Annotated in this window: 13 protein-coding genes and 1 pseudogene; 5 read left to right on the forward strand and 9 right to left on the reverse strand. The window is 69.2% G+C overall.

What is annotated here, in order from left to right; all coding sequences use genetic code 11:
* Positions 1–94 (forward strand): annotated as a pseudogene (locus ABZX92_RS43390) (short-chain dehydrogenase); the annotation flags it as partial.
* Positions 95–157: 63 nt separating this feature from the next.
* Here the strand turns inward: ABZX92_RS43390 and ABZX92_RS43395 are convergent.
* The 3 genes from ABZX92_RS43395 to ABZX92_RS43405 form a co-directional block, all read right to left on the reverse strand.
* Positions 158–1,186 (reverse strand): 6-phosphofructokinase, encoded by a 1,029-nt coding sequence (locus ABZX92_RS43395; RefSeq protein WP_355571622.1) that lies wholly within the window; start codon positions 1,184–1,186, stop codon positions 158–160.
* Between the two features lie 75 nt (positions 1,187–1,261).
* Positions 1,262–1,774 (reverse strand): polyadenylate-specific 3'-exoribonuclease AS, encoded by a 513-nt coding sequence (locus tag ABZX92_RS43400; RefSeq protein WP_355571624.1) that lies wholly within the window; start codon positions 1,772–1,774, stop codon positions 1,262–1,264.
* Between the two features lie 21 nt (positions 1,775–1,795).
* Positions 1,796–2,530: a lysophospholipid acyltransferase family protein gene (locus ABZX92_RS43405; RefSeq protein WP_355571642.1), complete on the reverse strand. Its 735-nt coding sequence runs from the start codon at positions 2,528–2,530 to the stop codon at positions 1,796–1,798.
* Positions 2,531–2,719: 189 nt separating this feature from the next.
* Between ABZX92_RS43405 and ABZX92_RS43410 the strand changes: the two genes are divergently transcribed.
* The 3 genes from ABZX92_RS43410 (at position 2,720) to ABZX92_RS43420 (ending at position 4,357) form a co-directional block, all read left to right on the forward strand.
* Positions 2,720–3,202, forward strand: coding sequence for a hypothetical protein (locus tag ABZX92_RS43410; protein WP_355571626.1), 483 nt, complete (start codon positions 2,720–2,722; stop codon positions 3,200–3,202).
* 66 nt (positions 3,203–3,268) lie between these two features.
* Positions 3,269–3,397 carry a hypothetical protein gene (locus tag ABZX92_RS43415; protein ID WP_269112237.1) on the forward strand — a complete coding sequence of 43 codons (129 nt, stop codon included), beginning with the start codon at positions 3,269–3,271 and terminating at the stop codon, positions 3,395–3,397.
* Between the two features lie 183 nt (positions 3,398–3,580).
* The gene (locus tag ABZX92_RS43420) at positions 3,581–4,357 is read left to right on the forward strand and encodes an AAC(3) family N-acetyltransferase (protein ID WP_355571628.1); all 777 of its coding nucleotides are present in this window, start codon (positions 3,581–3,583) and stop codon (positions 4,355–4,357) included.
* A gap of 113 nt (positions 4,358–4,470) precedes the next feature.
* Here ABZX92_RS43420 and ABZX92_RS43425 read toward each other — a convergent pair whose 3' ends face one another.
* From ABZX92_RS43425 to ABZX92_RS43450, 6 genes are read right to left on the reverse strand one after another with little or no spacing between them, the layout of a single operon-like run.
* Positions 4,471–5,445, reverse strand: a complete 975-nt coding sequence (locus tag ABZX92_RS43425; RefSeq protein ID WP_355571630.1) for an ROK family glucokinase — start codon at positions 5,443–5,445, stop codon at positions 4,471–4,473.
* On the reverse strand, positions 5,445–5,807 hold the full coding sequence (locus ABZX92_RS43430) for a hypothetical protein (RefSeq protein ID WP_355571631.1): 363 nt from the start codon (positions 5,805–5,807) through the stop codon (positions 5,445–5,447). The genes ABZX92_RS43425 and ABZX92_RS43430 overlap by 1 nt, the downstream gene beginning before the upstream one ends.
* Before the next feature lie 13 nt (positions 5,808–5,820).
* The gene (locus ABZX92_RS43435) at positions 5,821–7,041 is read right to left on the reverse strand and encodes an ArsA family ATPase (protein WP_355571633.1); all 1,221 of its coding nucleotides are present in this window, start codon (positions 7,039–7,041) and stop codon (positions 5,821–5,823) included.
* On the reverse strand, positions 7,038–7,478 hold the full coding sequence (locus tag ABZX92_RS43440) for an SRPBCC family protein (protein ID WP_355571634.1): 441 nt from the start codon (positions 7,476–7,478) through the stop codon (positions 7,038–7,040). Before ABZX92_RS43440 ends, ABZX92_RS43435 begins: the two co-directional genes overlap by 4 nt.
* A 23-nt stretch (positions 7,479–7,501) precedes the next feature.
* The gene (locus ABZX92_RS43445; RefSeq protein ID WP_355571636.1) at positions 7,502–8,290 is read right to left on the reverse strand and encodes a metallophosphoesterase; all 789 of its coding nucleotides are present in this window, start codon (positions 8,288–8,290) and stop codon (positions 7,502–7,504) included.
* A gap of 58 nt (positions 8,291–8,348) precedes the next feature.
* Positions 8,349–8,729: a polyketide cyclase / dehydrase and lipid transport gene (locus ABZX92_RS43450; RefSeq protein ID WP_355571638.1), complete on the reverse strand. Its 381-nt coding sequence runs from the start codon at positions 8,727–8,729 to the stop codon at positions 8,349–8,351.
* 98 nt (positions 8,730–8,827) lie between these two features.
* On the opposite strand from ABZX92_RS43450, the gene ABZX92_RS43455 reads away from it, so the two are divergent.
* The gene (locus ABZX92_RS43455; RefSeq protein ID WP_355571640.1) at positions 8,828–10,624 is read left to right on the forward strand and encodes a long-chain fatty acid--CoA ligase; all 1,797 of its coding nucleotides are present in this window, start codon (positions 8,828–8,830) and stop codon (positions 10,622–10,624) included.
* Positions 10,625–10,692: the final 68 nt, after the last annotated feature.

A 10,692-nucleotide genomic window follows, 5' to 3' on the forward strand; every position in this document is an offset into this window, starting at 1 on the left:
CCGCGCGAACCCCGCCCTGCCGGCGTACGGCGCGATGAAGAGGGCGCTCAACTCCCTCACCGAGACCGCTGCCGTGACCTGGGCTCCTCAGGGAACCGGGTGAACTGATATATCGGTGGCTTCCGCGACGCAGCGCAGAGCCGCCATATATTGGATATCAGGCGCCGAAGAAGACCTCGGCCTCTTCGTAGCGCTCCGTCGGGACGGTCTTGAGCTCGGCCGTCGCCTCCGACAGCTTCACCCGGACGATCTCGGTGCCGCGCAACGCGACCATCGTGCCGAAGTCACCGGCCGCGACGGCGTCGACGGCGTGCAGGCCGAAGCGGGTCGCGAGCACGCGGTCGTACGCGGTCGGCGTGCCGCCGCGCTGGATGTGGCCGAGCACGGCCGCGCGGGACTCCTTGCCTGTGCGGTCCGCGATCTCCTCCGCGAGCCACTGACCGACGCCGCCGAGACGGACGTGGCCGAAGGCGTCGCGCTCACCGGAGTGCAGCACCTCGGCGCCGCCCTCGGGAATCGCGCCCTCGGCGACGACGATGATCGGCGCGAACTCGCGCTCGAAGCGGCGCTCGACGTAGCCGACGACCTTGTCGACGCTGAACGGGCGCTCGGGCACGAGGATGACGTTCGCGCCACCGGCGAGACCGGAGTGCAGCGCGATCCAGCCCGCGTGGCGGCCCATGACCTCGACGACGAGCGCGCGGTGGTGCGACTCGGCCGTGGTGCGGAGACGGTCGATCGCCTCGGTCGCGATGTGCACGGCCGTGTCGAAGCCGAACGTGTAGTCGGTCGCGCCCAGGTCGTTGTCGATCGTCTTCGGCACGCCGACGACGCCGATGCCGTCATCGGTGAGGCGCTTGGCGACACCGAGGGTGTCCTCGCCGCCGATCGCAACGATGGCGTCGATGTTGTTGGCCGCGATGGTCTCGCGGATGGCGTCGACACCGCCCTCGACCTTGTACGGGTTCGTGCGCGACGAGCCCAGGATCGTGCCACCGCGGGTGAGGATCTCCTCGACGTCCGCGAGGCCGATCTCCTTGGTCAGGTTCTCGATCGGACCCTGCCACCCGTTGCGGAACCCGACGATCTCCCAGCCGTGTGCCTTGATGCCCTTGCGGACCACGGCCCGGATCACGGCGTTCAGACCGGGGCAGTCACCACCGCCAGTGAGCACACCGATGCGCATCTGCTTCCCAATCTCTCGTGTTCTGTGTCACTCAGACTTTCACGAGCTGTATCGGTGCAGCAACGCGGGTCTCACTTACCGGACGGGAAAACCGATTTTCCGCCGATGTTCCTCGATCACCTTCCACCGCGCGAGGTTGTGGCGCGCGTCGGCGAGGGCGTCGTGCGCGTCCGCGGGCGGGGCCGGAAGCCTGGGCCTGCCGACGTCGTCCCAGCGCTGCCGCAGGTCGCGGGTGAACCGCGGCAACGAACGCGGCAACGCCGGCATCGCTCCCCACAGTTGCGCCAGCGCGACGTGGTCGTAGGCGGCGAACCACGCCCACAGCTCGATCTCGTCACGGGCGGCGTTGCGGGCGCCGAGGAAGTCCAGCAGGTCCTCGCGGATGCGCTCACGGCTGCGCCACGCCTTGTCGGCGGGCGACGGCAGCTGGTTGAGGACGTTCTGCCGCACCCAGGGCCCGGCCCGCTCGGGGTCGAACTCGGTGGACACGGCGTAGAACTCGCGGCCTTCCTCGTCGACCACACCGATCGACACGAGGTCGATCGTCACCCCGTCCTCGATGAACTCACAGTCGTAGAAGAACCGCACCGCGACACCCTAGGGGTGCGGTCAGCTCGCCTTCTTCTCGGGCACCCGGTCGGGCTTCTTGCCCTGCTCGGGCACGTCCGCGGCCTGTTCCTTGGCCTTGGCCGCGTAGACGTCGACGTACTCCTGACCGGAGAGCTCCATCAACGCGTACATGATCTCGTCGGTGATCGACCGCAGCACGAACCGGTCGCCCGACAGCCCCTCGTAGCGGGAGAAGTCGAGCGGCTTGCCGATCTTGATCCGGATCGGGTACGGCTTCCACATCTTCGAGCCGATGGGGTTGGCCTTGTCCGTGCCGAACATCGCCACCGGGATGACCGGCGCACCGGACTCCAGCGCGATCCACGCGACACCGACCTTGCCCTTGTACAGGCGGGCATCGGGCGAGCGCGTGCCCTCGGGGTAGATGCCGAGCAGCTTGCCCTCGCGCACGATCCGCACGCCGGTGTCGAGCGCACCCTGGGCGGCCGAGGCGCTGGACCGGTCGATCGGCACCTGGCCGACGCCGGAGAAGAACCACTTCTGCAGCTTGCCCTTGAGCCCGGTGCCGGTGAAGTACTCGATCTTGGCCGGGAAGGTCACGCGCCGCGACAGCATCAGCGGCAGGAAGAAGGAGTCGGACACGGCGAGGTGGTTGCTCGCCAGGATCGCGCCGCCCTCCTTCGGGATGTTCTCGGCGCCCTCGATGATCTTCGGCTGGAAGAACAGCCGCAGAATCGGTCCCAGGAGGACGTGCTTCATGATCCAGTACAGCACAGCGGGAAGCGCCTCCCTAGACACCGAACCTTGATCCCGACAACCAGCCTACGGAGCCGACCGCACCTCACACAACGAATCCCAAGTTAGTGCGTCACGGCTCTGCTGAGCCGACTGCCGTAACCCGCAACACATCCCGCCCGTGCAACGATGAGGGGTCAAGAGGGTTGCGGCACACGGAGGCTCTGGATGAACGCCCGGCGCGACTCGACCGACGGCCCCGAGAACGTCGACGAGCTCTTTGCCGAGATCGTCGCGGGTCTCGAACGGGACGGGGTCGGCAAGGACTGGCTCGACCTCGACGAGGCGAGCCCCGAGAGCGATCTCGGCAGCGATCCCAGGGCACGCGCCGACGCGGCCGACGACATCCCCTCCGAGCCGCTGGACGAGCCCGAACGGCGCGACCAGGACAGGGACCGCACCGACGAGGACCACTACGTCCCGCCGGAGCCCCCGCCCTTCCCCGTGCTGCGCGCGTCCACGATCGCCGCGCTCGGTCTGTTCGTGCTGGGCATCGTCCTGCTGGTCGCCCCCGGTCTCTTCGGTCTCGAGTCGCGCATCGGCACGCCGCTCTCGCTCGTCTCGCTGTGCGCGGGCGTCGGCTGGCTGATCCTGCGCATGCGCAACACCCCGCCACCGGACTCGGGCTGGGACGACGGCGCCCAGGTGTGACACGTCACGTCCCGCTCGGTAACGGCGTGATAACGGCCACTCAAACCTTCAGATAACGATTCGGTCATGCTTACCGTGTCGGGCATGGACCAGATGCAGCACCTGATGATGGCCCGCGCCCTGGCGACCCTGAGCAAGAAGGACGCGGAGCGCGCCAAGCGCCGCCCGCGCATCCTGCGCCTGCTCGGCCGCTAGATCCCCCGGCCCGGCCCTCTGCCGGGCGTTCGAGCTGGGTGTTCGCGGCGGGCGAACAGACCCCGACACGCCCGCCGCGACACTCCTCAAATCGATATATCAGTTGCGCCGACCAGCACCCTTGCAATGAGTCTTTTGACGACGTCGTCAAAAGACTCATTGCCAAGGCGGACGGGGCGGCCGATGACGCTGGTTGATTTCGATCTTCTGCACCGAGGTTTCCGGGCCCTCGGTGTGACCGAGGGCGCGACGATCGTGGTGCACTCGTCCGTCTCGGCGTTCGGCGAGGTGGAGGGCGGCGCCGCGACGATCGTGCGCGCGCTGAGGGAGTGCGTCGGCCGGACCGGCACGATCGTGGTCCCGGCGTTCACCGGCGACGTGATCGCCGATCCGCATCCGGACTGTCGTGCCGCCGGCGACCACGACGTCGAGGTGGCGAGGACTCGCGTACCCCTGTTCCACGATGAGTTTCCGACGTCCATGGGGGCTGTGCCCCGCGCCGTGCTCGCCGAGCCGGGCCGGTTGCGCAGCCGTCATCCGCAGGCTTCGGTGGCCGCGCTCGGTGCGGCCGCGGCACACATCACCGAGCACCAGCCGTTCGCCTATGCGCTGGGGGCGGACTCACCGTTCAGCAGGCTCTACGAGCTCGAGGCGCAGATCGTGTTGCTCGCCGTCGGGCACAACCGCAACTCGTTCCTGCACCACGCCGAGTCGCTGGTGCGCGGCCATCGCACGAAGTTGCGCCGCTTCCCCTACGTCGTCGAGGGGCAACGGGTCTGGCTCGAAGCGCCGGACGTCGGCGACGACAACGACACGCACTTCCCACGAGTGGGCGCCGACTGGGCCGAACAGGGACAGATCAGCCACCAGGTCATCGGGGCCGCCCGCTGCGAGCTGATCGACGCCGTTCCGTTCATCGACTTCGCCAAGACGCGGCTCGCCCAACTCCTGCACGCCTGAGAACAGTCCTTTGCAACGAGTCTTTTGCGGACGAAGTCCAAAGTCTCATTGCTAAGGCGCAGGTCAGCGGGTATCAGAAACTGATATATCGGTTGACCGTGCGATATATCAGTTCAGGAGCGGCGTGAGTTGTTCTTGGACAGCGAGGCGGCCATCTCGCGGGCCAGGGTCGCGGCGCCCACGATTCCGGCGTCGTCGCCGAGCTGCGCGGTGCGGATCCGGGCCAGCGGGCGGTGGCCCGCGCCGGTCACCACGGAGGCGTAGCGCTCGCGGGCGTCGTCCATGAACATCGGCGCGGACTCCGAGACGCCTCCCCCGATGACGATCACCTCGGGGTCGTAGACGTCCGCCACCAGCGCCAGGCCCTCGCCTAGCCAGCGGGCCAGGTCGGCCATCGCGCGCTTGGCCAAGGGGTCGCCGTCGCGGGCGGCACCGGCCACGCGGCGGCCTGTCACCGCGCGGGAGTCGCCAGCGGCTTCGCGGGCCAGCACGGTCGAGACGCCGGGGTGCTTGGCGAGCAGTTCCACCGCGGTGGCCGACAAGGCCGTGCCGCTGCAATAGCGCTCCCAGCAGCCGTTCTTGCCGCACGGACAGGGACGGCCGTCGGGGACCACGCGCAGGTGGCCGAGTTCGGGAGCCACGCCGTACGCGCCGCGGAAGACCTCGCCGTTCAGCAGTAAAGCGGCGCCGATGCCTGTGCCGATGGCCACCAGGACGGCGGTCTTGGCGCCACGTGCGGCGCCGAAGCGGTGTTCGGCCAGGGCGGCGGCATTCGCGTCGTGCTCCAGGACGACGGGCATGCCCAGCCGGTCGCTCATGCGGTCGGCGACGTCGGCCTGCCGCCACGCCAGGTGCGGTGCGAAACGGACCGTGCGGCGGTCGGAGGCGATGAAGCCCGCCACGGCCAGACCGACGGCGTTCACGGCGTGGCGGTCCGCAACCTCCTCCACGGCGGCGACGATCGCGTCTTCGAGAGCCCGTTCACCGGCGGGCGTGGGGGCGCGTGAGGTGTCCAGCACCGAGCCGCGCGCGTCCACGACGCCCGCGCGCACGCTGGTGCCACCGATGTCCACTCCGACGGTGAGCACTAGTCGGTCTTCCTGACGACCTTGATGTGCTGCACCCGCTGCCCCGAAGACTCGTCAGAGGACTCGCCGACGCCACCGGTCGGCTCGGGCGGAGGAGGCGGGGCGCCCGGTTCGCGCAGGGCCGCGCGGAGCACCGCCACCAGACCGGCGGCGTGCTCGGCGGCCTTCGCGGCCAGTTCGGAGCGGTCGCCACGCAGCAGCGCCACACCGTTGCACAGAGGGCACCAGCCGCACGTCTCGGGCGTGTGCGAGCCGTCGCCCGCCTCGGCCATCCGCTGCAGCCACGGCTGCATGCGCTCAGCAGCCGTGTCGATCAGCAGCCGAAGCTCCTCGGCGAGCTTTCCCGTGTTGTCCTGGGTCATCCAAAGCTCCTGATCAGCGCCAAAGCCCGGGGTCTGGGCGGAACCCCACCGTGACGCCACCCGAGTCCATCTCCGCACCGGTCACGATGCAGCGCTTCAGCAACGACGGCAGCGCCACGAGCCGACGCCTGCCGTCGATGGTCAACGCGAGGTCGTCGCCCACGCGCGCGAGGTCGAGGTCCGTGTCGTCGGCCAGCGGCAACGCGATTCGCAGCGAGTATCGGGCGTCGAGACCACGCCCGCTGCCCGACACCTCCAGCAGCGACCCTGAGACGCCGGCAGCACCGGAAGCACCCGGCAGCGGGTCCTCCGAGCCGTAAAGCTGCGCGGCGACCTCCAGCAACGCCGGCACGCCAACGGGCTCCGAAGCCCGGTGGTCGACCGTGCGGATCTCGCCGATCCCGGTCAGCTCCGCCAGCACCGCGTCCTGCTCGTGCCGCCGCGTCCGCAACCAGGTGGCAGCGGCACCGCGCGCGGAACCAGGCGAGGGCACCAGCCGGTTCGCGATCACGCTGTCGACCCGGATTCCCTGCAGCGCCAACGCGGTCAAGGTCCGGCGCGTCTCGGCGGCCACGACCCGTTCCGGCGTCAGCACCAGCCGCACCGAGCACGACGAAGGATCCGAGAGCATCGTCCGCAACGAGTCCAGTCGCTCGGCGAGCCGGCTCAGCGCGTCCGCCGTCGCGTCCCACTTCTCGACGGTCCCGGTACCCGCCACACCGGCCAGCAACCCGCGCACCACCCGCCGGTGCGTCGGGAAAAGCCTCTCCAGATAGCCCGCGAACGCCTCGGGCAACGACAGCAGCCGCAGCGTCTCCGCGGTCGGCCCGCAGTCGACGACCACGACCTCCCACGGCCCGCTCGACGCCAGCCGCCGCACCTCCGCCAGCGCGAGCAACTCCTCGACGCCCGGCAGCACGGTGAGTTCCTCGGCGTCGAGCTCGTCGACCCCGGCGCCCGCGAGAACGGTGCGCAGATGCCCGCGCAGCTCGCCCCAGGCCTCGTCGACGAGACCGCGCGGATCGATCTGGCACGCGAAAAGCCCGTCCGCGGTGTCTACTTCGGACGGTGCGGCGCCCAGCCGGACGTCGAGGGCGTCGCCCAGCGAGTGAGCGGGATCGGTCGACACCACGAGAGCCTTGCGGCCGTTCGCGGCCAGCGAGGCCGCGGTGGCAGCCGCCAGCGTCGTCTTGCCGACCCCGCCCTTGCCGGTGAAGAGCAGGACCCGGCTCAAGCCGCCTTCTCCGCGCGCTTCTTGAGCTCCTTGAGCGCGGTGTCGAGGATCAGCTTCTCGGCCTTGCGGCGGAACAGCCCGATCATCGGGATCACCAGCTGCACCGACAGCGTGTAGGTGACCTTGGTCCCGGCACCGGACGGCGCCAGCACGTAGCTGCCCTGCTGCGCCTTCTGCATGGTGCCCTTGACGAGCTCCCACTTCACCGACAGACCGTCGGCGGCCCAGTCGTACTTCAGGGTGTACTCGTCCTTCACGGGACCCTGGTCGATCGCGAACCGCACCTGCTGCGCACGGCCGTCGGAACCGGTGTCGAGAACCTCGACTTCCTTCATCCCGTTCGCCCAGTCCGGGTACGACGGGAAGTCCGCGATGATCGCCATGATCTTCTCAGGCGGAGCGTCGATGACGATGGACTGCGTGGACTCGTCGGCCATGAGTGAGGAGGTTACTCGCGTCTTTACCAATTGAGGACGTGAGGCTTGCCGCTGCGCTGGAAGTGCCCGACGTTGACGCACTCGGTGTAGCCGATCCGCACCCGCCGGGCCAACGGCTGGTGCACGTGCCCGAACACCGACCAGCGCGGACGTTCGCGGACGATCTTCTCCAGCGCGGACCGCGATCCCCATTCGGGACGGCGCGCGACGACGTCATATGTCAGGTCCGGAACAGCCGGCGGGATGTGCGTGCACAGCACGTCGACCGGTCCCATCCGGTCGAACGCCGACGCCATGTCCTCCTCCGTCCGGAGGTACGGGAACCACGGCGCGCTGGGGTTGCGCACGAACCCGGCCGGCATCAGCCCGCCGCCCGCGAACCCGAACCGCAGCCCGCCGATCTCCACCGCCTCGCCGTCGACGACGTGCACGCCGTCGCGGGCGAACTGCGGCCACAGGTGCGGACTGTCCACATTGCCCGGTGTCGCGTACGTCGGCGCGGACATCGCGGCGAACAACGCGTGGTACTGCTCCAGCACCGCCTCTTCCACGACGGCACGGGCGTCCACGAGACCGTCCCAGAGGGACCGGATGTAGCCCGCCGTGTCCGCGCGTTTGGTTCCGCGTCTCAACTCGGCGAAGATCCCCACCTTCTCGGGCCCGAAAACGCGCCCGAGGATCCCCTTGGAATGGTCGTGGTAGTCGACGAAGTCGATCAGGTCGCCGAGCACGACGAGCGCGTCCGCCCCGTCACCGGCGCGCGCGAGCGCCTCCGCGTTGCCGTGCACATCCGAAACCACGTGAACCCGCACGCTTCCCAACCTAGTTCACCGGGAACGAAGAGGTGGATGAGACGCACGTCAAGCAAGATCACCCGTGCGGCGGGCAGCCAGCGGGGCGACCGTCCTCCAGAGTCAGCTTCAGGCCCAGAGCAACGGACTTCGCGGCGAGCTGCCGGCGTTGCACCTCACGAAGCGCGGTGCGAGGGGTGAACGAACCGGCGGGCGGATCAGCGCGGAGGAAGTAGTGCACCAGGGTGCCGTCGAGCATCGGCTCGAGCCAGACCTCCATCGTGCCGACGAGCGCGCCGCCGACGGTCCAGCGCAGTCCCTCTTCACCGCGGTCGGCGTAGACGTCGAGCTGAAGATCGGGCCAGAAATCCCGCCACGACGATGGCGCGGCGAAAGCGGCGGCGACCACGCTGGGTGGCACTGCCAGGAAAGTCTCGTCGACGACGTCCACACTGGCCATGGGGTCAAAAGGTAACGGAAGGGCGTACCAACCTTTGTATCGCCGGAATCACACGCTAAGTTTCCCCGCGAGTAACAAGCAAACGTACGGAGGTTGACGTGCGCGAGTTCAGCGTCCCCGCCACGGCCGCAGTGGCTCCGGAGGAGAACCTCACCGACATGGTGTGGGCCAACGCGGAGCGCTTCGGCAACGCCGTCAGCTTCCGCCGGCAGATCGACGGCACCTGGGTCGACATCACGGCGCGTGACTTCGCCGCGCAGGTCATGGCGGTCGCCAAGGGCATGATCGCCGCGGGCATCGAGCACGGTGACCGCATCGGCCTGGTCTCCAAGACCCGCTACGAGTGGCAGCTGCTCGACTTCGCCATCTGGGCGGCGGGCGGCGTCACCGTGCCGATCTACGAGACGTCGTCGGCGGACCAGATCGAGTGGATCCTGTCCGACTCCGGTGCGAGGGCGGTGTTCGTCGAGACGTCCGCGCACCGCGGCTCGGTCGACGACGTCGTCGGCACGCTGCCCGAGCTGCGCCACGTGTGGCAGATCGAGGGCGCGGCCGCCGCGGTCGACGAGCTCACCGCGCTGGGTGCCGAGATCACCGACGAGCAGGTGCACGAGCGCCGCGGCCAGGTGAAGGCGGACGAGACGGCGACGCTCGTCTACACGTCCGGCACCACCGGCCGCCCCAAGGGCTGCACGCTGACGCACCGCAACCTGCTGTCCGAGGTGCGGTCGGCGCTGACGCGGTTCCCGGAGATCCTCACCGCGGGCAACTCGCTGCTGGAGTTCCTGCCGCTCGCGCACATCCTGGCGCGTGCTCTGGCGCTGGCGTGCGTGTACTCGCGGGCGACGCTGGGCCACACCGCGGACGTGAAGAACCTCGTCGCGGACCTGGGCCAGTTCCGGCCGACGTTCGTCGTCGCGGTGCCGCGCGTGTTCGAGAAGGTCTACAACGGCGCCAAGCAGAAGGCGCACGCCGGCGGCAAGGGCAAGATCTTCGACGCGGCCGAGGCGACCGCCGTCGAGTACTCGTCCGCGCTGGACAACGGCGGTCCCGGCCTGGTGCTGCGGGTCAAGCACGCGGTGTTCGACAAGCTGGTGTTCGCGAAGCTGCGCGGTGCACTCGGTGGCCGGGCGATCGCGGCGGTGTCCGGTGGCGCGCCGCTGGGTGACCGGCTGTCGCACTTCTTCCGCGGCGCGGGCATCCCGGTGTACGAGGGCTACGGCCTGACGGAGACGTCGGCGGCGGCGTGCGTGACGTTCCGCGGCCAGGAGAAGGTCGGCACGGTCGGCCTGCCGGTGCCCGGCACGTCGGTCCGGATCGCGGACGACGGCGAGATCCTCATCAAGGGCGACATCGTCTTCACCGGCTACTGGAACAACGAGGCCGCCACCAAGGAGGCCCTCGAGGACGGCTGGTTCCACACCGGTGACATCGGCGAGCTCGACACCGACGGCTTCCTGAAGATCACGGGCCGCAAGAAGGAGATCATCGTCACCGCCGGTGGCAAGAACGTCTCCCCCGCGCAGCTCGAGGACCGCATCCGGGCGCACCCGCTGATCTCGCAGTGCATGGTCGTCGGTGACAAGCAGCCGTTCATCGGCGCGCTGATCACGATCGACCCGGAGTTCTTCCCGTCGTGGAAGGAGTCGCACGGCAAGCCGGCGTCGGCCGAGGTCCCCGACCTGATCGAGGACGCGGACCTGCTGGCCGAGATCCAGGCCGTGGTGGACGAGGCGAACAAGTCGGTGTCGAAGGCCGAGGCGATCCGCAAGTTCCGGGTGCTGCCGATCGACTTCACCGAGGCCGGCGGCGAGATGACGCCGTCGCTGAAGCTGAAGCGCTCTGTCGTGGCGACGACGTACTCGGCGGACATCGACGCCATCTACGCGAAGTAAGAGGGTGTAATGCGCGAAAGTGCTCGCGGACAACGGCTTCGACGTCGTCGTCGCGGCTGAGGACGAAA

This window comes from Lentzea sp. NPDC006480 (assembly GCF_040611995.1).
Classification (GTDB): domain Bacteria; phylum Actinomycetota; class Actinomycetes; order Mycobacteriales; family Pseudonocardiaceae; genus Lentzea.

Bases quoted from the DNA above. Each gene is read 5' to 3' on its own strand.
- ABZX92_RS43395 (WP_355571622.1), bottom strand. From the start codon at position 1,186: ATGCGCATCGGTGTGCTCACTGGCGGTGGTGACTGCCCCGGTCTGAAC.
- ABZX92_RS43410 (WP_355571626.1), top strand. From the start codon at position 2,720: ATGAACGCCCGGCGCGACTCGACCGACGGCCCCGAGAACGTCGACGAG.
- ABZX92_RS43415 (WP_269112237.1), top strand. From the start codon at position 3,269: ATGCTTACCGTGTCGGGCATGGACCAGATGCAGCACCTGATGATGGCC.
- ABZX92_RS43420 (WP_355571628.1), top strand. From the start codon at position 3,581: ATGACGCTGGTTGATTTCGATCTTCTGCACCGAGGTTTCCGGGCCCTC.
- ABZX92_RS43430 (WP_355571631.1), bottom strand. From the start codon at position 5,807: ATGACCCAGGACAACACGGGAAAGCTCGCCGAGGAGCTTCGGCTGCTG.
- ABZX92_RS43440 (WP_355571634.1), bottom strand. From the start codon at position 7,478: ATGGCCGACGAGTCCACGCAGTCCATCGTCATCGACGCTCCGCCTGAG.
- ABZX92_RS43450 (WP_355571638.1), bottom strand. From the start codon at position 8,729: ATGGCCAGTGTGGACGTCGTCGACGAGACTTTCCTGGCAGTGCCACCC.